Here is a 22779-nt window from a genome sequence, read left to right as displayed (position 1 = left end):
TGGGTGAATCAACCGCGTTTGGCGTACAGCTTTGGCTCGCCCGGTGGACGGCTCTTGAAGCGACGGTGCGCCCACAGATATTGCTCGGGGCAGGCACGCAAGGCGCTCTCGACCCACTGATTGATGCGGATGCAGTCGGCCTCTTCGGTTTCGCCAGGGAAATCTTCCAGCGGAGGATGAATCACCAAGCGATAACCGCTGCCGTCGGCCAAACGCTCCTGCGTGAACGGCACCACCAGCGCTTTACCCAAACGAGCAAACTTGGTGGTCGCAGTCACGGTCGCGGCTTGAATGCCAAACAGCGGCACGAAGATGCTCTGCTTGGCGCCGTAATCCTGATCCGGCGCATACCAGATCGCGCGACCGGAGCGCAGCAGCTTGAGCATGCCGCGCACGTCGTCACGCTCCACCGCCAGCGAGTCGAGGTTGTGCCGCTCGCGGCCCTGGCGCTGAACATAGTCAAACAACGGATTCTTGTGCTCGCGGTACATGCCGTCGATGGTGTGCTGCTGACCGAGCAACGCCGCACCGATTTCCAGCGTGGTGAAATGCGCCGCCATCAGGATCACGCCTTTGCCTTCGCGCCGGGCCTTTTGCAAATGCTCCAGGCCTTCGACATGGGCCAGCTTGGCCAGACGTTCACGCGACCACCACCAGCTCATGGCCATTTCAAAGAATGCGATGCCGGTGGAGGCGAAGTTTTCCTTGAGCAGGCGTTTGCGCTCGGCGGCGGATTTTTCCGGGAAGCACAGCTCAAGATTGCGCTTGGCGATGCGCCGCCGGTCGCCGGCCACGCGATACATCAAGGCGCCCAAAACTCGACCGATGGTCAGCAAGGCCGGATACGGCAACTGCACGATCAGCCACAAAAGCCCCAGACCGCACCAGAGCGGCCAGAAGCGTGGCGATAAAAATGCTTTTCGAAAACGCGGGCGATCCATTAAAGCTTCCGTAAATACAGTGGCCGCGCATTCTACATCGTTCGACCCGGCTTGCGGCCTGCGGGCGTTCTCGTTATAAGTCTCGGCACTTTTAGTGACAAGCCGTTGTATGCCGACATGAGCCAAACCGAACCGTTAGACCAAGATCCCGTATTTCAGCTCAAGGGCAGCATGCTGGCCATTACTGTGCTGGAACTGGCCCGTAACGACCTCGAAAGCCTCGATCGGCAATTGGCCGCCAAAGTCGCCCAGGCGCCGAACTTCTTCAGCAACGCGCCGCTGGTTCTGGCGCTGGACAAACTGCCGCCGAGCGAAGGTGCCGTCGATCTGCCGGGCCTGATGCGCGTCTGCCGTCAACATGGCCTGCGCACCCTGGCGATTCGCGCCAGCCGCATCGAAGACATCGCCGCCGCCATCGCCATCGACATTCCGGTATTGCCGCCGTCGGGCGCCCGTGAGCGGCCGCTGGAAACACCCGAAGCCGAAGTCAAAAAGAAACCGGAAAAACCGCCGGAGCCAACGGTCAAACCGACCCGCGTCATCACCACGCCAGTACGTGGTGGCCAACAGATATATGCGCAGGGTGGCGATCTGGTCGTGGTGTCCTCGGTCAGTCCGGGGGCGGAACTTCTCGCCGATGGCAACATCCATGTATACGGCCCGATGCGCGGTCGGGCGCTGGCCGGCGTGAAGGGTGACACCAAGGCACGGATTTTCTGTCAGCAATTGAGCGCTGAACTGATCTCCATCGCCGGTCATTACAAGGTTTCCGAAGATTTGCGTCGCGACCCTATGTGGGGCTCGGGCGTACAGGTCAGCCTGTCGGGCGACGTGTTGAACATCATTCGGCTTTAACGGATACTGCCGCATTTTCCAAGCATCTCTAAAACGTAGCGAAAACGGCTCAAACGAAGTAGGAAAAAGGCTCAACGCCGAATTCCAGCCAAGGCTGTCCGACTGCAGTAGTTTTCAAGAGATGTTTTTCAGGGGCTAAAAAGTCCTTCTTCCTTAGGGGTGAAACACCTTGGCCAAGATTCTCGTGGTTACATCCGGCAAGGGTGGTGTGGGTAAGACCACCACCAGCGCCGCTATCGGTACCGGCCTCGCTCTGCGCGGCCACAAAACAGTGATCGTCGACTTCGACGTGGGCTTGCGTAACCTTGACCTGATCATGGGTTGCGAGCGCCGCGTGGTGTATGACTTCGTCAACGTGGTCAACGGCGAAGCCAACCTGCAACAGGCCCTGATCAAAGACAAGCGCCTGGAAAACCTCTACGTACTGGCCGCCAGTCAGACCCGCGACAAAGACGCGCTGACTGTCGAAGGCGTGGAAAAAGTCCTGATGGAGCTCAAGGAACAATTCGAGTTCGTCGTCTGCGACTCCCCGGCCGGCATCGAAAAAGGTGCACACCTGGCCATGTACTTCGCTGATGAAGCGATCGTCGTGACCAACCCGGAAGTGTCCTCGGTACGAGATTCGGACCGCATGCTCGGCCTGCTGGCGAGCAAATCGCGTCGCGCCGAACGTGGCGAAGACCCGATCAAGGAACACCTGCTGATCACTCGCTACCATCCAGAGCGTGTTGAAAAGGGCGAAATGCTCGGCGTTGAAGACGTCAAGGAAATCCTCTCGGTAACCCTGCTCGGCGTGATCCCGGAATCCCAGGCGGTGCTCAAGGCATCCAACCAGGGCGTGCCGGTGATTCTCGACGACCAGAGCGATGCCGGTCAGGCTTACAGCGATACCGTCGACCGTCTGCTGGGCAAAGAAAAAGCCCACCGTTTCCTCGATGTCGAGAAGAAGGGATTCTTCGAGCGCCTGTTTGGAGGTAGGTAATGAACCTTTTTGACTTCTTTCGTGCCAACAAAAAGCCAAGTACCGCCTCGGTAGCGAAAGAGCGTCTACAGATCATCGTGGCGCATGAGCGCGGCCAGCGCAGCACGCCGGATTACTTGCCAGCCTTGCAGAAGGAACTGGTCGACGTGATCCGCAAGTACGTCAACATCGGTAACGACGACGTACATGTTGCACTGGAAAGCCAGGGCAGTTGCTCGATTCTGGAACTCAACATCACCCTGCCTGATCGCTGAGTCGATCCGGCAGGTACGACGGCGGTTCAGGGCCATCCCATGCGGGAATGGCCCTGAACCGCCGTTGGCATTTGTTACGAGGCTGTTTTAATGCCGCTGTCCAACATCCACATCCTCCATCAGGACGCCGCCGTACTGGTGGTGAACAAGCCGACGTTGCTGCTCTCGGTGCCCGGTCGCGCCGACGACAACAAGGATTGCCTGATCACCCGTTTGCAGGAAAACGGCTACCCGGAAGCGCGCATCGTCCATCGCCTGGACTGGGAAACCTCCGGCATCATTTTGCTTGCGCGTGACGCCGACACGCATCGCGAACTGTCGCGCCAGTTTCACGACCGCGAAACCGAAAAGGCCTACACCGCTTTGGCCTGGGGTCAGCCGGAACTCGACAGTGGCAGCATCGACTTGCCGCTGCGTTACGACCCACCGACCAAACCGCGCCATGTGGTTGATCATGAATTCGGCAAACACGCGCTGACCTTCTGGCGCGTGCTGGAGCGTTGCGGCGACTGGTGTCGCGTCGAGCTGACGCCGATTACCGGTCGTTCGCACCAGTTGCGCGTGCACATGCTGTCGATCGGGCACCCGCTGCTCGGCGACGGGCTCTACGCTCACGAGCAGGCGCTGGCGGCATGGCCGCGTCTGTGCCTGCACGCGAGCATGCTCAGCTTCACCCACCCGCAAACCGGCGAACGCCTGCGCTTCGAGTGCCCCGCACCGTTCTGACAGGCACCGTAACCCCTTGTAGGAGTGAGCCTGCTCGCGATAGCGGTATGTCAGACAAGACTTACTTGAATGACACACCGCTATCGCGAGCAGGCTCACTCCTACAGAGGTCCGGTGCAGATTCAATTCCCCGGCCGATGCGTTAAACTCCCGCCCATTGCTGTCTGGAGTTTCTTATGCGCGAAGAGTTGAACCAAGGCCTGATCGACTTTCTCAAGGCCTCCCCTACCCCATTCCACGCCACCGCCAGTCTGGTGCAGCGTCTGGAGGCTGCCGGTTATGTGCGCCTCGACGAGCGCGAGCCATGGACCACCGAGCCGAACGGCCGCTATTACGTCACCCGCAACGACTCCTCGATAGTCGCGATCAAAATGGGCCGCACTTCGCCACTGCACGGCGGCATCCGCCTGGTCGGCGCGCACACCGACAGCCCGTGCCTGCGGGTCAAGCCGCAACCGGAGTTGCAGCGTCAGGGCTTCTGGCAACTGGGCGTTGAAGTCTACGGCGGCGCGCTGCTGGCACCGTGGTTCGACCGCGACCTGTCGCTGGCCGGCCGCGTAACCTTCCGCCGCGACGGCAAGGTCGAAAGCCAGTTGATCGATTTCAAGGCACCGATCGCGATCATTCCCAACCTGGCCATTCACCTCAACCGTGAAGCCAATCAGGGGTGGGCGATCAACGCGCAGACCGAACTGCCGCCGATCCTCGCGCAATTTGCCGGTGACGAGCGTGTCGATTTCCGTGCCGTGCTCACCGATCAACTGGCCCGCGAACATGGCTTGAACGCCGACGTCGTGCTGGATTACGAGTTGAGTTTCTACGACACGCAAAGTGCCGCCGTTATTGGCCTCAATGGCGACTTCATCGCCGGCGCGCGTCTCGACAACCTGCTGTCGTGCTACGCCGGCCTGCAAGCCTTGCTCACCGCCGAAACCGACGAAACCTGCGTGCTGGTGTGCAACGACCACGAAGAAGTCGGCTCCTGCTCGGCCTGCGGTGCCGACGGCCCGATGCTCGAACAGACCCTGCGCCGCCTGCTGCCGGAAGGTGATGAATTCGTCCGCACCATCCAGAAATCCCTGCTGGTCTCGGCCGACAACGCCCACGGCGTGCACCCCAACTACGCCGAAAAGCACGACGCCAACCACGGCCCGAAACTCAACGCCGGTCCGGTGATCAAGGTCAACAGCAACCAGCGCTACGCGACCAACAGTGAAACCGCCGGGTTCTTCCGCCACCTGTGCATGGCCGAAGAAGTGCCGGTGCAAAGCTTCGTGGTGCGCAGCGACATGGGCTGTGGCTCGACCATCGGCCCGATCACCGCCAGCCACCTTGGTGTGCGCACTGTCGATATCGGCCTGCCGACCTTCGCCATGCACTCGATCCGCGAACTGTGCGGCAGCCATGACCTGGCGCATCTGGTCAAAGTGCTGAGCGCGTTCTACGCCTGCCGCGAGTTGCCTTAAAACCTTCGGCAAAATGCGATTCAATGTAGGAGCTGCCGAAGGCTGCGATCTTTTGATCTTAAAAACAAAATCAAAAGATCGCAGCCTTCGGCAGCTCCTACTCAGATCAATACCGGCCGGCAGAAACCGACCTAGACTTACATCATTCATTTCGACAAGGCAGTCTCCATGATCTCGATGTCTTCGTTCCACGCCATGCTCATTCCCATCCTGTGCGGAATGATCCTGTTGGCGATCGGTTTCAACTTCCGTGACAAGAACGCCGGGGTGTTCGCCATGTGGATCGGCATGCTGACGATCCTCGCCACGGTGGTGTACAAGATCCTCGCCAAACTCAACGAATAAATCCGCGCCCGGCTCGCAATGCATTAGTGGGCCTCGTACACTCCAGCGAATCCGCCCCTTGCGAGGTTGACCGCCTAGTGTTCGCTCGTCTTTTTGCTTTGCCCAGCCTGTTCCTCGTCTGCCTGATGACGCTGTTGCCGCTGGCGCCCGCCCAAGCGGTCGGTTTACCCGGTCTGCTCAACACCAACAAAGCGCAGCCCGAAGCGCAGGAACCGCTCGGCCAGTCCCTCGACGAAGTCATCAAGTCGCTGGAAAACGACAAGCAACGCGCACAGTTGCTGACCGATCTGAAGAAACTGCGCGACGCCACCAAAAAGGCTCAGGCCAGCCCCGAAGAAGGCGTACTCGGCCTGATCGGCGGGACCCTCGCCAACTTCGAAAAGCAATTCACCGGTGCCGACAGCCCGCTCAACCGCTGGGGCAACGAGTTCGACCTGGCCAAGGACGAACTGAGCGCGATGCTGCTACCGGCCAACGAGTGGCTGCCGATCATTTTCGGTTTCGCCATGATCCTGATGGTCTGGAGCCTGCTCGCCGCCGCGCTGATCTGGCTCAGTCACCGGGTACGCATGCGCTTCGGCCTCACCGAAGAACTGCCGCAACACCCCAAAGCCCTCGACATGCTGCGCTTTGCATTACGCAAGCTCGGGCCATGGCTGATCGCGTTGGTAATGACCGTCTACATGAGCTACGCGCTACCGTCGTCGCTAGGCAAAAGCCTGGCGATGGTGCTGGCCTATGCGTTGGTGGTCGGCACCTGTTTCTCGGCGATCTGCGTGATCGCGTTTTCCCTGCTCGACGGCCCGCACCGCCATCGTGCGCTGTACATCCTGCGTCATCAGGCGTTCCGGCCGCTGTGGCTGATCGGCAGCTTCGCCGCGTTCGGTGAAGCGTTGAACGATCCGCGCCTGATCGAAAGCCTCGGCGTGCATCTGGCCCACACGGCCGCGACCATCGCCAATGTCCTCGCGGCAATCTCCACCGGCCTGTTTATCCTGCGTTTCCGCCGGCCGATCGCGCACTTGATTCGCAACCAGCCGCTGTCACGACGCCTGACCCGCCGCGCCCTCAGCGATACCATCGAAATCCTCGGCACCTTCTGGTACGTGCCGGCGCTGGTGCTGGTCGGCATCTCGCTGTTCGCCACGTTCGTCTCCGCCGGCGACACCAGCACCGCACTGCGCCAGTCGCTGATCTGCACCGTGCTGCTGGTGTTGTGCATGGTGATCAACGGCCTCGTGCGCCGCCACTCACTGAAACCGCAACGCGGACCGAAACGCCACGCGCTGTACTCCGAACGCCTGAAAAACTTCTTCTACACCCTCGCGCACCTGGTGGTCTGGCTGGTCTTCATCGAACTCGGCCTGCGCGTGTGGGGCCAGTCGCTGATCGGTTTCGCCGAAGGTGAAGGGCACGACGTCAGCGTCAAACTGTTCAGCCTGATCGGCACACTGATTTTCTCCTGGCTGATCTGGATCCTCGCCGACACCGCCGTGCACCACGCCCTCACCCGCTCGCGCAAAGGTCTGGCAAATGCCCGTGCGCAAACGATGATGCCGCTGATCCGCAACGTGCTGTTCGTGGCGATTTTCATCATTGCGCTGATCGTCGCGCTGGCGAACATGGGCATGAACGTCACGCCACTATTGGCCGGTGCCGGTGTGATCGGTCTGGCCATCGGTTTCGGTGCACAGTCGCTGGTTGCGGACTTGATCACCGGCTTGTTCATCATCATCGAAGACTCACTGGCCATCGATGACTACGTCGACGTCGGCGGCCACCTCGGCACCGTCGAAGGGCTGACCATCCGCACCGTGCGCCTGCGCGACATCGACGGCATCGTTCACACCATCCCGTTCAGCGAAATCAAAAGCATCAAGAACTACTCACGGGAGTTCGGCTACGCGATCTTCCGCGTCGCGGTGCCGTACAACATGGAAATCGACGACGCGATCAAACTGATGCGCGAAGTCGGGCAGAAGATGCGCACCGATCCGTTGCAGCGGCGCAACATCTGGTCGCCGCTGGAGATTCAGGGTGTCGAAAGTTTCGAATCCGGCAGTGCGATCCTGCGCGCCCGGTTCAAGACCGCGCCGATCAAACAGTGGGAAGTGTCCCGAGCCTTCAACCTGTCGCTCAAGCGCCACCTCGACGAAGCCGGACTCGATCTGGCAACGCCGCGCATGAGCGTGCAAGTGATCACTGCCGGTGGCGGCGAGCCGAAGGAATAGCACTCAAGCGCGCGGTTGCAGTCACAGGCAGGGAAGCCCGACAACAATAATCAAGGAGAAACCGATGCAACTGACGCGCATTGCCCAAGCCGTTCTACTCAGCCTGTTCGCCAGCCACGCTGGCGCCGCGACGTTGGAAAGCACCCGCACAACGATCGCCGAACAGGCGCAAAAACTCGAGCCCGAACTGCTCGAAACCCGCCGCGACATCCACGCCCACCCGGAACTCGGCAACACGGAAAAACGCACCGCCGAGCTGGTCGCCAAACAACTCAAAGCGATGGGCCTGGACGTCAAAACCGGCGTCGCCCGCACTGGCGTGGTCGCCGTCCTCAAAGGCGCCCTCCCCGGCCCGACCGTGGCCCTGCGCGCCGACATGGACGCGCTGCCGGTCAAGGAAGTCTCCGATCTGCCGTTCGCCTCGAAAGCCAAAGGCACCTACCTCGACAAAGAAGTCGACGTCATGCACGCCTGCGGCCACGATGCGCACACCGCGATCCTGCTCAGCACGGCGAAAATTCTCACGGGCATGCGCGACACCCTGCCCGGCACCGTGGTGTTCTATTTCCAGCCCGCCGAAGAAGGCCCGAGCGACTTCATCCCCGACGGCAAAAACACCTGGGGCGCAAAAATGATGATCGAGGAAGGCGTAATGAAATCACCGAAACCCGACGCCGTTTTCGGACTGCACGTCTGGGCCGGCGTCCCCGCCGGCCAGATCGCCTACCGCCCCGGCGCCACCCTCGCCAGCTCCGACGACCTGCGCATCAAAATCCTCGGCAAACAAACCCACGCCGGTCGCCCATGGGACGGCATCGACCCGATCACCGTCGGCGCACAAACCATCGTCGGCCTGCAAACCGTGGTCAGCCGCCGCACCGACATCTCCTCTTATCCGTCAGTGGTCAGCATCGGCACGATCAACGGCGGCACGCGCTACAACATCATTCCCGAATCCGTAGACATGACCGGCACGATCCGCTCCTACGACTACGGCATCCGCCAGAAACTGCATGCCGACGTACGCCAGACCGTGGAAAAAATCGCCGAAAGCGGTGGCGCGAAAGCGGATGTCACCATCATCGAAAAATACGACCCGACCATCAACAACCCGACGCTGACGGAAAAGATGCTGCCGACTTTGAAGTGGGCGGCCAAGGATGATGTGGTGAATGCACCGCTGGTGGGGGGCGCGGAGGACTTCTCGTTCTATGCCAAGGAAGTACCGGGGTTGTTTGTGTTTCTCGGCGTGACACCGCGGGATCAAGACATGAGCAAGGCTGCGCCCAATCATAATCCGGGGTTCTTTGTGGATGAGTCGGCGCTGGTGGTGGGCGTGAGGACATTGGCCTCGTTGGCGACGGATTATTTGTATACCAATGCGGGGGCAGGCAAGTAGAGATTAGGTGACTGTGGGGGCGCTTTCGCGAGCAGGCTCGCTCCCACATTTGAATTGTGTGCAGCCTGCAAGAAATGGGTCGGCTGTCAGGCCGCTTTCGCGAGCAAGCTCGCTCCCACATTTGGACCGTGTGCAGCCTGTCAGAAACAGGTCGGCTGTCAGGCCGCCATCGCTGGCAAGCCAGCTCCCACATGGATTGAGCCCAACCGGTAAACCTATATCGCTTCTGCTTCTCACCACTCAACACAATGAGCGTTAGCTCGAGTACCGCTCTTGATCTTGATCCACGGGCGACGTCGGAAGGCTGAGTGGAGGGATTGATCCGGGGGTGGGAGCGTAGCGACCGTTTGGCGCAGCCAAACACAGCGAGAGGAGGTGCAGCGAAGCAAACCGTAGGCGCTGCGCCCGGATCGATCCCGGAGCGAAGGGACCCCGAGCCCCAGCGAGCGGGCCGCACGCAGGAGCAAGCCTTTTTGGTTACTTTTTCGGCGTCTGGAAAAAGTGACCCGCCGTAAGGGCGGAACCCTAATCAGCAACACCCGAAGCAACGGATATGCCCCCCCAAAAACGATCAAACCACATCAACCCCAACGTGAATCGCATCATGCCGCCAAAACTCCAGATCACAATCAATCAACCGCTCATGCTGATCATAATTAACCCGAGCAATCCGCAACCCCGGACTCCCCACCGACACCCGTAAAGCCGCCGCCGCATCCACCGACAACGACGTAGGCACAATCTCAAAGCGCACCCGCCCATAGTGCAAATCGTAATGCCGCGCATACAACTCGGTCATCGACTGATTCAGATCAAACTCAAGAATCCCCGGAAAAAACTGCGGATTCAAATAGTGCTCCACATACAGCACCAACCGCCCATCAATGCGCCGCGACCGGCAAATCTGAATCACGCTCGACAACGCTGGCAACTGCAACCACGCACACACCGCCGCCGACGCCGGCTGCAACCGCGCCGAAATCACCTCGGTCGACGGCACCCGCCCCTGCGCACTGACCATCGCGTGAAAGTGACTGCGCTGCATCAGGTTATAGGCCAGACGCGGTGGCGAAACGAACCAGCCACGGCGCTCCTCACGATAGATCTGCCCCTGCGCCTCCAACTGCAACAACGCCTCACGCACGGTAATCCGCGTCGTACCGAACAACTCACTGAGCTTGCGCTCGGCCGGCAACTTGCTGCCCGCAACCAGCAATCCGTGATCAAGCTGCTCCTGCAACACCTGGCCAATCGCTGTCACCGCTTTTGTTGCCTCATCGCGCATCAACGTTACCTATCTGGACTAGACCAGCACTGTTTCGGGGCAAAACCGCACGGCAATCGAGCCGTTTCCTGATATTGCAAGCCTAGGCAGTGCAGATGACCGAGAGATGACAAAACTACCGAACGGTCGTCTTCACGACTTGCAATACATCGGCCAAGTCCCTTGCTCTCCGGGCCTTTGAGCATGGTCTACGCTTATCTGGCAGCCGCCAATACCGGGCAAACATAAGGCCTGAAACAAGGCCGCCGACATCAAAGTGTCATCCAGCCCCCTTAAATTGGCTCAGGTATTGCTGACCTAGACCAACAACCACCGCAATCGCAGCGTTGAACACGACCAAGGAGCTTCGGAATGAAACAGCTTTTCCTGGCAACACTGTTAGGCTCGACCATTGCACTGTGCACCTCCGCCATGGCGGCCGGCACCGATCTGAAAACCCTCGAAGCCGCTGCGAAAGCGGAAGGCGCCGTCAACAGCGTCGGCATGCCCGATGACTGGGCCAACTGGAAAGGCACCTGGGAAGACCTGGCCAAGACCTACGGCCTGAAACACATCGACACCGACATGAGCTCGGCTCAGGAAATCGCCAAGTTTGCTGCCGAGAAAGACAATGCCACCGCCGACATCGGCGACGTCGGTGCTGCCTTCGGCCCGATCGCGGTCAAGCAAGGCGTGGTGCAACCGTACAAGCCAAGCACCTGGGATCAAGTCCCGGACTGGGCCAAGGACAAGGACGGCAACTGGGCGCTGGCCTACACCGGCACCATCGCCTTCATCGTCAACAAAAAGCTGCTGCACGGCTCCGAAGTACCGACCAAGTGGGCTGACCTCAAGGGCGGCAAATACAAGGTCTCGATCGGCGACGTGAGCACCGCTGCGCAAGCGGCCAACGGCGTCCTCGCTGCCGCACTGGCCAACGGTGGCGACGAGAAAAACATCAAGCCTGCGCTGCTGTTGTTCGCCGATATCGCCAAACAAGGTCGCCTGTCGATGGCCAACCCGACCATCGCCACCATGGAAAAAGGCGAGATCGAAGTCGGCGTGGTCTGGGACTTCAACGGCCTCAGCTACAAGGCCAAGATGGCCAACCCGGATGACTACGTCGTGCTGATCCCGTCCGACGGTTCGGTGATTTCCGGCTACACCACGATCATCAACAAATACGCGAAAAACCCGAACGCCGCCAAGCTGACCCGCGAATACATCTTCAGCGACGCCGGCCAGACCAACCTCGCCCGCGGCAACGCCCGTCCGATCCGCGCCGAGCACCTGCAACTGCCGGAAGACGTGAAGGCCAAACTGCTGCCGAACGAGCAGTACAAAAAGGTCACCCCGATCAAAGACGCCGATGCGTGGGAAAAGACCTCCAAAGCCCTGCCACAGCAGTGGAACGAAGAAGTCATCGTCGAGATGAAATAACACGGCTGATCACCACTTTGTGATCTGAAACAAATCCCCATGTAGGAGTGAGCCTGCTCGCGATAGCGGTCAATCATTCAACGACAATGTTGACTGGACTACCGCTATCGCGAGCAGGCTCGCTCCCACAGGAGATCTCGGCTGAGTCTGAAATTTCCTGTTTCGCGGAGTTTTTGCCCCTATGAAGCACAACGTCATCCTTGTCGTGCTCGACGGCCTCAACTACGAGGTCGCGCGTCACGCCATGGGGCATCTGCAGGCTTATGTTGGCGCAGGACGCGCCGCGCTCTACCAGTTGGAGTGCGAACTGCCGGCCCTGTCCCGACCGCTTTATGAATGCATCCTCACCGGCGTGCCGCCGATCGACAGCGGTATCGTCCACAACAACGTCTCGCGCCTGTCCAATCAGCGCAGCATTTATCACTACGCCCGCGATGCTGGTCTGAAAACGGCTGCGGCGGCGTATCACTGGGTCAGCGAGTTGTACAACCGTTCGCCGTTCGTGGCAGCACGCGACCGCCACACCGACAATCTGTCGCTGCCGATCCAGCACGGGCATTTCTACTGGAGCGATCACTATCCGGATTCGCATCTGTTCGCCGACGCGGAAAACCTGCGCCTGCGCCACGATCCGAATTTCCTGCTGATCCACCCGATGAACATCGACGACGCCGGGCACAAACACGGCCTCGACTCTTCGCAATACCGCAACAGCGCGCGCTTCGCCGACATCATCCTCGCCGACTATCTGCAGAGCTGGCTCGACGCCGGCTATCAAGTGTTGGTGACCGCCGACCACGGCATGAACAACGACCGCTCGCACAACGGCCTGTTGCCGGAAGAGCGTCAGGTGCCGCTGTTCGTCCTCGGCGATGCGTTCAGCCTGGACGCTGGCGCGGCTCCGAAGCAAACGGAAATCTGCGGCACCGTCTGCGAGTTGCTTGGCGTGCCCCACGACAAACCTGTGTGCCGGGAGTTGCTCAAGTGAACTCAATGACTCGCGGCAAATGGCTCGCGGCGCTGTGCCTGGTGCCCTTCGCGCTGTTCTTTATCGTCTTCGAGATCGCCCCGCTGGTCTGGGTGATGATCAACAGCCTGCAATCGGAAGAGTTCGGTTGGGGCATCGAAAACTTCACCAAGATCTTCAATTCGAAGTTCTATTTGCAGGCGATCCAGTACAGCCTGGAGATCAGTTTCTGGTCGAGTGTGTTCGGCATCGTCATTGCCGTGCTCGGGGCGTATTCCCTGCGCCGGGTCGACTCGAAACTGCGCAACTTCGTCAACGCCTTCGCCAACATGACCAGCAACTTCGCCGGTGTACCGCTGGCGTTCGCGTTCATCATCCTGCTCGGTTTCAACGGCAGCATCACCATCATGTTGAAGCAGTCGGGGATCATTCAGGACTTCAATCTGTACTCGAAAACCGGCCTGATCATCCTCTACACCTACTTCCAGATTCCGCTTGGCGTGCTGCTGCTCTACCCGGCCTTCGACGCCTTGCGTGAAGACTGGCGCGAGTCCGCCGCGTTGCTTGGCGCCAATGGCTGGCAGTTCTGGCGGCACATCGGTTTGCCGGTATTGACCCCGGCGTTGCTCGGCACGTTCGTGATCCTGCTGGCCAACGCCCTCGGTGCTTATGCCACGGTGTACGCGTTGACCACGGGCAACTTCAACGTGCTGCCGATCCGTATCGCAGCAATGGTCTCCGGCGATATTTCCCTCGACCCGAATCTGGCCAGCGCTTTGGCCGTGGTGTTGGTGGCGCTGATGACCATCGTCACCGTCGTGCATCAACTGCTGTTGAAGAGGAGCTACCATGTCTCGCGCTGAATCCGGCCCGGCCGGCCTCTACCACCGCGTCGTGGTTTACCTGCTGTTCGCGATCCTCTTGCTACCACTCGTAGGCACGCTGGTTTATTCGATCGCCAGCAGTTGGTCAGCGACCATCCTGCCCAGCGGTTTCACCTTCAAGTGGTACATCCAGTTGTGGAGCGATCCGCGCTTTCTTCATGCCTTCGGCCAGTCGTTGCTGGTGTGCGTCGGTGCGCTGGTGCTGTCGGTGGTGCTGATCCTGCCACTGCTGTTTGTGGTGCATTACCACTTCCCGAAACTCGATGCACTGATGAACATCCTCATCCTGCTGCCCTTCGCGGTGCCGCCGGTGGTGTCTTCGGTGGGACTGTTGCAACTTTACGGTTCCGGGCCGATGGCCATGGTCGGTACACCGTGGATTCTGATCGGCTGCTACTTCACCGTGGCGCTGCCGTTCATGTACCGGGCGATCACCAACAACCTGCAAGCGATCAACCTGCGCGACCTGATGGACGCCGCGCAACTGCTCGGCGCCAGCACCTTTCAGGCAGCCGTTCTGGTGGTGCTGCCGAACCTGCGCAAAGGTCTGATGGTCGCGTTGCTGCTGTCGTTCTCGTTCCTGTTCGGTGAGTTCGTCTTCGCCAATATTCTGGTCGGCACCCGCTACGAAACCCTGCAGGTGTACCTGAACAACATGCGCAACAGCAGCGGCCACTTCACCAGTGCGCTGGTCATCTCGTACTTCTTTTTCGTGCTGGTCCTGACCTGGATCGCCAACATCTTGAACAAGGACAAAAGCGAATGAGCTATGTCAGCGTCCAACACCTGCAGAAAAACTACGCGGGCACCACGGTGTTCAGCGACATCAACTGCGAGATCAACAAGGGCGAGTTCGTCACCCTGCTCGGTCCGTCCGGTTGCGGCAAATCCACTCTGCTGCGTTGCATCGCCGGCCTGACGCCGGTGGATGGCGGCAAGATCCTGCTCGATGGCGTCGATATCGTGCCGTTGAGCCCACAGAAACGCGGGATCGGCATGGTGTTCCAGAGCTACGCGCTGTTCCCCAACATGACCGTGGAGCAGAACGTTGCCTTCGGTTTGCGCATGCAAAAGGTCAACGCCGACGACAGCCATAAACGCGTTTCCGAGGTATTGAAACTGGTTGAACTGAACGACTTCGCCAGCCGCTATCCGCATCAACTGTCCGGAGGACAATGCCAGCGCGTCGCCCTTGCTCGCTCACTGGTCACGCGTCCGCGCTTGCTGTTGCTGGATGAGCCGCTGTCGGCGCTCGATGCGCGCATTCGTAAGCACCTGCGCGAACAGATCCGCCAGATTCAGCGCGAACTCGGCCTGACGACGATCTTCGTCACACACGATCAGGAAGAAGCGCTGACCATGTCTGACCGGATTTTCCTGATGAATCAAGGAAAAATCGTACAAAGCGGCGACGCCGAAACCCTCTACACGGCGCCCGTCGATGTGTTCGCCGCCGGCTTCATCGGCAACTACAACCTGCTCGATGCCGACGACGCGTCGAAGCTGTTGCAACGCCCGATCAACCACCGCATCGCCATTCGCCCGGAAGCCATTGAGCTGAGCCTGGAAGGCGAACTCGATGCGCAGATCCGCAGCCACAGCCTGCTCGGCAACGTCATTCGCTACCGGATCGAAGCGCGCGGCGTGGAACTGGTGGTGGATGTGCTCAACCGCTCCGCCGCCGATCTGCATCCCGACGGTCAGCGTCTGGCACTTTCCATCGATCCGACGGCCCTGTGTGAGGTAGCCTGATGACTTTGCTGACGTTGAAGAGAGAACTGCACTGATGGCCCTGGCAATTTTTGATCTGGACGAAACGTTGATCCACGGCGACTGCGCCACCCTTTGGAGCGAGCAGATGGGGCGCCTGGGCTGGGTCGATCCTGAATCGTTCATGCGCAAGAACAACGAACTGATGGACGCCTACAGCCATGGCAAATTGCGCATGGAAGACTACATGGAGTTCAGCCTCGAACCGCTGATCGGGCGCACGCCGGAAGAAGTCGAGCACCTGGTCGGGCCATGGGTTGAAGACTTCATCGAACCGATCATCTTCAGCGACGCGACCAAGACCATCGCCGCCCACCGCAAGGCCGGAGACCGGATTCTGGTGATCTCGGCGTCGGGCACGCACCTGGTCAGACCGATTGCCGATCGACTGGGCATCGATGAAATTCTGGGGATCGAACTGGAAGTCGCCCACGGCGTGTACAGCGGCCACACCCTTGGCACCCTGACCTACCGCGAAGGCAAGATCACCCGCTTGCTGGAATGGCTGGATGCCGAAGAGGAGAACCTGGAGGGCGCGAGTTTCTATTCCGACTCGCGCAATGATCTGCCGTTGTTGCTGAAGGTAGATTTCCCACACGTGGTCAACCCGGATCCGGTGCTACTGGAACACGCGGAAAAAGCCGGCTGGCCGATCCATCTCTGGAAATGACAAAGATTTAATCTGCAATTGCAGACAAGCTGACATCCCAAACCTGAGTTCGCCTTCAGGTGTCAGGTCGATGTAGCTCGACAGGACAACCCGGTCAGTCCCCTCTCCCTTTGGGAGAGGGTTAGGGTGAGGGGCTTCTGCTGCAAATCAGCTCAGACTTTCGTCAATCACCAATACCAATTTTCCAGAAACGGTATTACTCGCCAACTCGGCAAACGCTGCCTCGGCATCCTTCACCGCAAACACCTTGGCCAACTGCGGACTCAACCGCCCTTCAGCAAACAACGGCCACACTTGCTGGCCCAGATCACTCAACAGATCGGCCTTGAACTGATCATCACGGCTGCGCAACGTCGAGCCGAGCAACTGCACACGCTTGGCCAATATCTGCGCCAGATCCAGTTTCGCCTCGCGGCCCCCCATCAAACCGATCAACACCCAACGTCCATCCTGCGCCATCAGCTTGAGATTCAATACCGAATAATTGCCGCCGACCGGATCGAGAATCACATTGAACGGCCCGAAATCACGCAGACTCTCCAGATCATCGGTGCGCACCACCCCGCCCTGCGCACCCAGCGCCTCACAGTAAGCCAGACGCTCGGCCGAACCGACGCTGACCCAGCACGGATTGCCAAACGCCTTGCACAACTGAATGGCGGCTGAACCGATTCCACTTGCGCCGGCGTGCAAGAGAACTTTCTCACCCGGTTTGAGCGCCGCAAGTTGAAACACATTCAGCCAGACTGTTGCGTAAACCTCGGGCAATGCCGCCGCCTCGATCAGCGAGACGCCTTCGGGAACCGGCAGCACGTGCCGCCCGTCGACCACCACCTCTTCGGCCATCCCGCCCCCGGCCAGCAAGGCGCAAACCCGATCGCCGACCTGCCACGCACTGCCCGCGCCGACCTCGCTGATGACCCCGGAGCACTCAAGACCGAGCACTTGGCTGGCCCCTGGCGGTGGCGGATAAAGCCCTGCTTTTTGTAATAAATCGGCGCGATTGAGGCCCGCTGCCGCCACTCGGATGCGGACTTGTCCTACATCGCACGTAGGACTCGGCTCTTCAACCCATGCCACTTGACCGTCAACGCCTTGCAATGCCTTCACAGTGCCTCCATAGTGAGTCTGGACTGAGCCCGAAGCTGTAGCGCCGGGCTTTTTGCATTATGCGACCGGCTCTCGTAGAACCGGCGACTTCAAAGACGGCCTAATATGCGTTATCAATTGTCCCCGCGTCGAATCAGCATGAAGCATTTGCTCCCCAGCACCGCCCTCGCTCTTTTCATCGGTATCGGTTTGTTGCCGGTGTCGGGCAATACATTCGCAGCCAACAGCTGGGACAAATTGCAGCCTGATCGCGATGAAGTCATCGCCAGCCTGAACGTCGTCGAGTTGCTCAAGCGTCACCACTACAGCAAGCCGCCGCTCGACGATGCGCGCTCGGTGATCATCTACGACAGCTACCTCAAGCTGCTGGATCCGTCGCGCAGCTACTTCATGGCCAGCGACATCACCGAATTCGACAAGTGGAAGACCCAGTTCGACGACTTCCTCAAAAGCGGCGACCTCAACGCCGGGTTCACCATCTACAAGCGCTATCTGGACCGCGTCAAGGCGCGTCTGGACTTCGCCCTTGCCGAGCTGAACAAAGGCGTCGACAAGATGGACTTCACCACCAAGGAGACCTTGCTGATCGATCGCAAGGACGCTCCTTGGCTCAAATCCACCGCTGAGCTCGACGACCTGTGGCGCAAACGCGTCAAGGACGAAGTGCTGCGGATGAAGATCGCCGGCAAAGAGCCGAAGCAGATCCAGGAAACCCTGACCAAGCGCTACAAGAACCAGTTGGCACGCCTGGACCAGACCCGTCCGGAAGACATCTTCCAGGCGTACATCAACACCTTCGCCATGTCGTACGATCCGCACACCAACTATCTGTCGCCGGATAACGCGGAAAACTTCGACATCAACATGAGCCTGTCCCTCGAGGGCATCGGCGCCGTGTTGCAGAGCGACAACGACCAGGTGAAAGTCGTGCGTCTGGTGCCAGCTGGCCCTGCCGACAAGACCAAGCAGGTCGCCCCGGCCGACAAGATCATCGGCGTTGCCCAAGGCAACAAAGAGATGGTCGACGTGGTCGGCTGGCGTCTGGACGAAGTGGTCAAGCTGATCCGTGGTCCGAAAGGCACCGTGGTGCGTCTGGAAGTGATTCCGGCGAGCAATGCACCGAACGACCAGACCACCAAGATCGTGCCGATCACCCGTGAAGCGGTGAAGCTCGAAGACCAGGCCGTGAAGAAGTCCGTGCTCAACCTGAAACAGGACGGCAAGGACTACAAACTCGGCGTCATCGAAATTCCAGCTTTCTACCTCGACTTCAAGGCGTTCCGTGCCGGTGATCCGGACTACAAGAGCACCACCCGCGACGTCAAGAAGCTGCTTACCGAACTGCAGAAAGACAAAGTCGACGGCGTGGTCATCGACCTGCGCAACAACGGCGGCGGTTCCCTGCAGGAAGCCACCGAGCTGACCAGTCTGTTCATCGACAAAGGCCCGACCGTACTCGTGCGTAATGCCGATGGCCGTGTCGACGTACTTGAAGATGAAAACCCGGGTGCGTTCTACAAAGGCCCGATGGCGTTGCTGGTCAACCGCTTGTCCGCCTCGGCTTCGGAGATCTTCGCCGGCGCCATGCAGGACTACCACCGCGCGCTGATCATCGGTGGCCAAACCTTCGGCAAAGGCACCGTGCAGACCATTCAGCCGCTCAACCATGGCGAACTGAAACTGACTCTGGCCAAGTTCTACCGGGTCTCCGGTCAGAGCACCCAGCATCAGGGCGTATTGCCGGACATCGACTACCCGTCGCTGATCGACACCAAGGAAATCGGCGAGAGCGCACTGCCGGAAGCCATGCCGTGGGACACCATCCGCGCGGCGATCAAACCGGCGGCCGATCCGTTCAAGCCATTCCTGGCCCAGCTCAAGTCTGAACATGACACCCGCACCGCCAAGGATGCCGAGTTCGTGTTCATCCGTGACAAGCTGGCCCTGGCGCAGAAACTGATGGAAGAAAAAACCGTCAGCCTCAACGAAGCCGAGCGCCGTGCCCAGCACAACGACATCGACGCCAAGCAACTGGCGATGGAAAACATCCGTCGCAAAGCCAAAGGCGAAGAGCCGCTCAAAGAGCTGAAGAAAGAAGACGAAGACGCCCTCGCGGCCGCTGACCCGGACAAGGTCAAACCAGAAGACGATGCCTACCTGAGTGAAACCGGGCGCGTCCTGCTGGATTACCTGAAGCTGAGCAATCAGGTGGCCAAGAAGTAAGGTGATGGCAATTTAGTGCTGACGATCCCCGGATCGTCATCAAACAGTCATCATTCTGTCGTGCAATAAAGGACTGGGAGCCACTCTCTTCATCGAGAGCGCTCCCAGTCCTTTTTTTATCGCCAGAGATTGCCATGACCACGACCGAACAGCTGAGTGCCTTGAGCTCGATCCTGACTCAAAGCGGTTTACACAGCCTGTTCCAACCGATCATCAGTCTCTCGGAACGGCGCATTCTCGGCTACGAAGCGCTCACGCGCGGCCCTTCCAACAGCCCTCTTCACTCGCCGATCGCACTGTTCGCCGTGGCCCGTCAGGCCGGGCGTTTGAGCGAACTGGAAATCGCCTGCCGCCAGAGCGCTTGCCGGCGCTTCAACGAGCAGCAACTGCCGGGCAAACTGTTTCTCAACGTCTCGCCGGAATCCTTGCTCGAAGCCGCCCATCAACCGGGGCGCACGTTGCAGTTGCTGCAGGATTTCGGCATTCCGCCCAGTCAGGTCGTCATCGAGCTGACTGAACAAACACCGATCGATGATTTCCAGTTACTGCAAACGGCCTTGCATCACTATCGAGCCATGGGTTTTTCGATTGCACTGGATGATCTCGGTGCCGGCTATTCGAGCCTGCGGTTATGGTCCGAACTGCGCCCGGACTACGTGAAGATCGATCGGCACTTCATCGATGGCATTCACCAGGACGCGTTGAAGCGCGAGTTCGTTGGCTCGATCCTGCAAATCGCCAAAGCCTCGCGCGCGCAAGTCATCGCCGAAGGCATCGAGTTGCCGGAAGAACTCGCGGTGCTAACTGAAATGGGCGTCGATCTGGTGCAGGGCTACCTGCTTGGCCGCCCCCAAGAACACCCACCGCGCGATGCCCGCGCCTTGATGCCCAAACACGACAGCAGCAGCGTTGCGCTGAACGACGAAGGCAGCGACCTCAGCGCCCTGCTCAACGACCAGCCAGCCGTACATCGCGACACACCCACCGCCAACGTACTGGAAGCCTTCCGCCGCCAGGCCAACCTCAACTCACTGGCAGTTCTCGACGAACAAGGCCAACCCTGCGGCATCGTCCACCGTCACTCCTTGTCGGATGCGCTGCTCAAACCGTTCGCCACCGACCTGTTCGCGCGCAAACCGATCAGCCGCCTGATGAACGACGATTTCCTCGCCGTGGAAATGAGCCAGTCGTTGCAGCAGGTCAGCCGCCTGATCACCAGCCGCGCCCGCCAGCGCATCGAAGAGGACTTCATCATCACCCTCAACGGTGGCTACCTGGGTCTTGGCAGGGTGATCGACGTGCTTAAACTGATCACCGAGCTGAAAATTCAACAGGCTCGTTATGCCAATCCGTTGACCTTGTTGCCGGGCAATGTGCCGATTCAGCAATGTCTGACGCGGTTGCTGCAGCAGGGACGCGAGTCAGTCATCTGCTATGTCGACATCGACAGTTTCAAACCCTTTAATGACATCTATGGCTACGGGCGTGGTGATGAAGTTTTGCTGTGTCTGGCGCAATGCCTCAACGAGCGCGTAGACCCGTCCCGTGACTTCGTTGGCCATATCGGCGGCGACGACTTCCTCCTCGTCCTTGGCCCTGAAGACTGGCGCAAACGACTCAATCAACTGCTTGATGACTTTCAGAGCCAATGCCGACGGTTCTACCGGCCCGAACACCTTGAGGCGAGTTGCTTCATCGCACCGAATCGCCAAGGGGTGCGGCAGGAGTTTCCGCTGTTGTCGCTGTCCATTGGCGCCGTGCATCTACATCCCGAAGCCTGCGCACAACTTGATGCCAGTCAGCTTGCGGAGATGGCCTCGCAGGCAAAGCATCATGCGAAGAATGTTCCGGGGTATAGCGTGCATGTGATTGATAGTCTTACCGCTCCAGACCTCCATCCATCGCAACTAGTCGGCCAACGTTGATTTCTTCAATTTCGCGAATTAGCTAGATCAATCAAAATCACCATTTTGTTTGATCTTCAAGACTCGCCCGAAGTAAATCATCCTTCCATGACTCACTTACGACTTCGTATATATGTTCAAAAAAACCACGAGCGTCTATTATTTGTGTTTCGTCCCACGCGAGCACTCTCGGATCTTCATAGTCGCTTTCAAACTCTCCAGAAAAAACAAAGCAAGCATCCTGCAAATGGCTTTCAATGAGATTGTAAATCAAATATCTATGACGATAGGTTAAATAATCAAACTCAGGAACAATGAAGTTTTTAATTATTTCTTGTCGATCATCATAATTATTTGGATCGTAGTTCCACAATGCCTGACCAAGCGTCTCTTCCCGATCATAAATCGATATTCCACTCAGAACGTTAGAGAGCCGGGGCTCATATGGCAACTTTGTAAATGGTAGCATCAACATAAGTTCACCTATCTTGGAAAGCCAGTAAATGGTCGCGTAACATCTCGCTTATCAAACTTCACTTCTGCCCCATCCAAGCTATCTATATAACGAGGATTGCTTAGATCTGTTGTATTGGGCTTGTAGCCACGGCCTGCCCCTGGCAATTTCATCCTAACAATAGGGTTTTGGTCAGCATCATATCCTGTCGGCTCAGGATTTTTTTTATGCATTCTAGATAAAGCAAAATGCAATGCTCGAAACTGCATCATCCAACTACTGAATTGAGAGCTCGGGCCCACCATCCCTCTAACGCCTTTTTTTGTTGGATGCGAGCCGTCTATTGACCTCTGCTTTAAAGCTGCATCATCAATCTCTGGCCCATGTTTTTCTACTGAGTGCATTCTGTATTTTCTGTTCCAAGCTAATACCTGACGCTTAGCTTCAGCTTCATTTTGCGGCCCATCTTTGCCAACAGCCGGAACGACAGGCAACCCTTGATTTACATTAGGCTTGTTAGCCTGAGGTGGTACTGAGCACTTCTGGTTCTTATTTTTTTTGGGTGGCGGGCAGTTGGAGCTCAACCCCAACGGATCCACCCACCCCGTCGGATTCGGCACGTACTGGTACTGATTCAATCCACCAGCCAACTTGATCGGATCCGGTGTCAGATACCGCCCCAGCCGCGGGTCGTAGTACCGGTGCCGGTTGTAATGCAGGCCGCTTTCCGCATCGAAGTACTGCCCCTGAAAGCGCAGCGGCTGGTTCAGGTAGTCGTCGCCAGCCAGGGTCAGTGCGGCGACTTTGCCGTAGGCGTCGTATTGCGCGGACCAGACGATGTCGCCGCTGTAGTCGGTGAGTTCCTGCGGGGTGCCGAGGTGGTCGAGTTGGTAA

General features: G+C 58.8%; 21 protein-coding genes. 16 read left to right on the top strand and 5 right to left on the bottom strand.

Annotated elements, in window-relative coordinates; genetic code table 11:
* Positions 1-8: 8 nt before the first annotated feature.
* Positions 9-941, bottom strand: coding sequence for a lipid A biosynthesis lauroyl acyltransferase (locus GTU76_RS24480; RefSeq protein ID WP_016982867.1), 933 nt, complete (start codon positions 939-941; stop codon positions 9-11).
* Between the two features lie 117 nt (positions 942-1058).
* Here GTU76_RS24480 and minC point away from each other — a divergent pair, with 117 nt between their 5' ends.
* The 8 genes from minC to GTU76_RS24440 all read left to right on the top strand — a co-directional run bounded on the left by minC (position 1059) and on the right by GTU76_RS24440 (position 9199).
* The gene (gene minC, locus GTU76_RS24475; protein ID WP_026000431.1) at positions 1059-1796 is read left to right on the top strand and encodes a septum site-determining protein MinC; all 738 of its coding nucleotides are present in this window, start codon (positions 1059-1061) and stop codon (positions 1794-1796) included.
* 169 nt (positions 1797-1965) lie between these two features.
* Positions 1966-2778 carry a septum site-determining protein MinD gene (minD, locus tag GTU76_RS24470; protein WP_007913953.1) on the top strand — a complete coding sequence of 271 codons (813 nt, stop codon included), beginning with the start codon at positions 1966-1968 and terminating at the stop codon, positions 2776-2778.
* Positions 2778-3032: a cell division topological specificity factor MinE gene (gene minE / locus GTU76_RS24465; RefSeq protein ID WP_003223146.1), complete on the top strand. Its 255-nt coding sequence runs from the start codon at positions 2778-2780 to the stop codon at positions 3030-3032. Before minD ends, minE begins: the two co-directional genes overlap by 1 nt.
* Before the next feature lie 90 nt (positions 3033-3122).
* Positions 3123-3758: an RluA family pseudouridine synthase gene (locus GTU76_RS24460; RefSeq protein ID WP_016982865.1), complete on the top strand. Its 636-nt coding sequence runs from the start codon at positions 3123-3125 to the stop codon at positions 3756-3758.
* A gap of 176 nt (positions 3759-3934) precedes the next feature.
* Positions 3935-5224, top strand: a complete 1290-nt coding sequence (locus GTU76_RS24455; RefSeq protein WP_034151767.1) for a M18 family aminopeptidase — start codon at positions 3935-3937, stop codon at positions 5222-5224.
* Between the two features lie 168 nt (positions 5225-5392).
* On the top strand, positions 5393-5569 hold the full coding sequence (locus tag GTU76_RS24450) for a hypothetical protein (protein WP_162835980.1): 177 nt from the start codon (positions 5393-5395) through the stop codon (positions 5567-5569).
* A 77-nt stretch (positions 5570-5646) separates the two neighbouring features.
* On the top strand, positions 5647-7800 hold the full coding sequence (locus GTU76_RS24445; RefSeq protein ID WP_016982862.1) for a mechanosensitive ion channel domain-containing protein: 2154 nt from the start codon (positions 5647-5649) through the stop codon (positions 7798-7800).
* A 64-nt stretch (positions 7801-7864) separates the two neighbouring features.
* The gene (locus GTU76_RS24440; RefSeq protein WP_180699791.1) at positions 7865-9199 is read left to right on the top strand and encodes an amidohydrolase; all 1335 of its coding nucleotides are present in this window, start codon (positions 7865-7867) and stop codon (positions 9197-9199) included.
* 571 nt (positions 9200-9770) lie between these two features.
* Here GTU76_RS24440 and GTU76_RS24435 read toward each other — a convergent pair.
* Positions 9771-10484, bottom strand: a complete 714-nt coding sequence (locus GTU76_RS24435; RefSeq protein WP_175554942.1) for a UTRA domain-containing protein — start codon at positions 10482-10484, stop codon at positions 9771-9773.
* 351 nt (positions 10485-10835) lie between these two features.
* Here GTU76_RS24435 and GTU76_RS24430 point away from each other — a divergent pair, with 351 nt between their 5' ends.
* The 6 genes from GTU76_RS24430 (at position 10836) to GTU76_RS24405 (ending at position 16194) form a co-directional block, all read left to right on the top strand.
* Positions 10836-11903 (top strand): ABC transporter substrate-binding protein, encoded by a 1068-nt coding sequence (locus GTU76_RS24430; protein WP_141129984.1) that lies wholly within the window; start codon positions 10836-10838, stop codon positions 11901-11903.
* A gap of 181 nt (positions 11904-12084) precedes the next feature.
* Positions 12085-12891: an alkaline phosphatase family protein gene (locus GTU76_RS24425; RefSeq protein WP_095050908.1), complete on the top strand. Its 807-nt coding sequence runs from the start codon at positions 12085-12087 to the stop codon at positions 12889-12891.
* A 5-nt stretch (positions 12892-12896) separates the two neighbouring features.
* Entirely contained in the window at positions 12897-13733 is an 837-nt protein-coding gene (locus tag GTU76_RS24420) for an ABC transporter permease (protein WP_180699842.1), read from the top strand.
* Positions 13720-14520 (top strand): ABC transporter permease, encoded by an 801-nt coding sequence (locus tag GTU76_RS24415; protein ID WP_016983774.1) that lies wholly within the window; start codon positions 13720-13722, stop codon positions 14518-14520. Before GTU76_RS24420 ends, GTU76_RS24415 begins: the two co-directional genes overlap by 14 nt.
* Positions 14517-15506 (top strand): ABC transporter ATP-binding protein, encoded by a 990-nt coding sequence (locus tag GTU76_RS24410; RefSeq protein ID WP_016983773.1) that lies wholly within the window; start codon positions 14517-14519, stop codon positions 15504-15506. Before GTU76_RS24415 ends, GTU76_RS24410 begins: the two co-directional genes overlap by 4 nt.
* Positions 15507-15540: 34 nt before the next feature.
* Positions 15541-16194: an HAD family hydrolase gene (locus tag GTU76_RS24405; RefSeq protein ID WP_016983772.1), complete on the top strand. Its 654-nt coding sequence runs from the start codon at positions 15541-15543 to the stop codon at positions 16192-16194.
* 147 nt (positions 16195-16341) lie between these two features.
* Here the strand turns inward: GTU76_RS24405 and GTU76_RS24400 are convergent, their stop codons facing one another.
* Positions 16342-17304, bottom strand: a complete 963-nt coding sequence (locus GTU76_RS24400; RefSeq protein ID WP_150729827.1) for a zinc-binding dehydrogenase — start codon at positions 17302-17304, stop codon at positions 16342-16344.
* 138 nt (positions 17305-17442) lie between these two features.
* Between GTU76_RS24400 and GTU76_RS24395 the strand changes: the two genes are divergently transcribed.
* Positions 17443-19527, top strand: coding sequence for a carboxy terminal-processing peptidase (locus GTU76_RS24395; RefSeq protein ID WP_175554945.1), 2085 nt, complete (start codon positions 17443-17445; stop codon positions 19525-19527).
* 134 nt (positions 19528-19661) lie between these two features.
* Positions 19662-21452, top strand: a complete 1791-nt coding sequence (locus tag GTU76_RS24390; RefSeq protein ID WP_180699790.1) for a bifunctional diguanylate cyclase/phosphodiesterase — start codon at positions 19662-19664, stop codon at positions 21450-21452.
* A 37-nt stretch (positions 21453-21489) separates the two neighbouring features.
* Here the strand turns inward: GTU76_RS24390 and GTU76_RS24385 are convergent, their stop codons facing one another.
* Positions 21490-21906, bottom strand: coding sequence for a hypothetical protein (locus GTU76_RS24385; protein WP_180699789.1), 417 nt, complete (start codon positions 21904-21906; stop codon positions 21490-21492).
* An 8-nt stretch (positions 21907-21914) separates the two neighbouring features.
* Positions 21915-22779 (bottom strand): RHS repeat domain-containing protein (locus GTU76_RS24380; RefSeq protein WP_180699788.1); only part of this gene is annotated, 865 nt, incomplete at its 5' end.

The organism is Pseudomonas crudilactis (genome assembly GCF_013433315.1).
In the GTDB taxonomy this organism is placed as follows: Bacteria; Pseudomonadota; Gammaproteobacteria; order Pseudomonadales; family Pseudomonadaceae; genus Aquipseudomonas; species Aquipseudomonas crudilactis.
The sequence above is the reverse complement of the archived record's forward strand: the minus strand, read 5'-3'. Positions and strand labels throughout refer to the sequence as shown.

Bases quoted from the DNA above. Each gene is read 5' to 3' on its own strand.
- GTU76_RS24480 (WP_016982867.1), bottom strand. From the start codon at position 941: ATGGATCGCCCGCGTTTTCGAAAAGCATTTTTATCGCCACGCTTCTGG.
- minC (WP_026000431.1), top strand. From the start codon at position 1,059: ATGAGCCAAACCGAACCGTTAGACCAAGATCCCGTATTTCAGCTCAAG.
- minE (WP_003223146.1), top strand. From the start codon at position 2,778: ATGAACCTTTTTGACTTCTTTCGTGCCAACAAAAAGCCAAGTACCGCC.
- GTU76_RS24460 (WP_016982865.1), top strand. From the start codon at position 3,123: ATGCCGCTGTCCAACATCCACATCCTCCATCAGGACGCCGCCGTACTG.
- GTU76_RS24455 (WP_034151767.1), top strand. From the start codon at position 3,935: ATGCGCGAAGAGTTGAACCAAGGCCTGATCGACTTTCTCAAGGCCTCC.
- GTU76_RS24450 (WP_162835980.1), top strand. From the start codon at position 5,393: ATGATCTCGATGTCTTCGTTCCACGCCATGCTCATTCCCATCCTGTGC.
- GTU76_RS24440 (WP_180699791.1), top strand. From the start codon at position 7,865: ATGCAACTGACGCGCATTGCCCAAGCCGTTCTACTCAGCCTGTTCGCC.
- GTU76_RS24435 (WP_175554942.1), bottom strand. From the start codon at position 10,484: ATGCGCGATGAGGCAACAAAAGCGGTGACAGCGATTGGCCAGGTGTTG.
- GTU76_RS24430 (WP_141129984.1), top strand. From the start codon at position 10,836: ATGAAACAGCTTTTCCTGGCAACACTGTTAGGCTCGACCATTGCACTG.
- GTU76_RS24425 (WP_095050908.1), top strand. From the start codon at position 12,085: ATGAAGCACAACGTCATCCTTGTCGTGCTCGACGGCCTCAACTACGAG.
- GTU76_RS24420 (WP_180699842.1), top strand. From the start codon at position 12,897: ATGACTCGCGGCAAATGGCTCGCGGCGCTGTGCCTGGTGCCCTTCGCG.
- GTU76_RS24415 (WP_016983774.1), top strand. From the start codon at position 13,720: ATGTCTCGCGCTGAATCCGGCCCGGCCGGCCTCTACCACCGCGTCGTG.
- GTU76_RS24410 (WP_016983773.1), top strand. From the start codon at position 14,517: ATGAGCTATGTCAGCGTCCAACACCTGCAGAAAAACTACGCGGGCACC.
- GTU76_RS24405 (WP_016983772.1), top strand. From the start codon at position 15,541: ATGGCCCTGGCAATTTTTGATCTGGACGAAACGTTGATCCACGGCGAC.
- GTU76_RS24395 (WP_175554945.1), top strand. From the start codon at position 17,443: ATGAAGCATTTGCTCCCCAGCACCGCCCTCGCTCTTTTCATCGGTATC.
- GTU76_RS24390 (WP_180699790.1), top strand. From the start codon at position 19,662: ATGACCACGACCGAACAGCTGAGTGCCTTGAGCTCGATCCTGACTCAA.
- GTU76_RS24385 (WP_180699789.1), bottom strand. From the start codon at position 21,906: ATGTTGATGCTACCATTTACAAAGTTGCCATATGAGCCCCGGCTCTCT.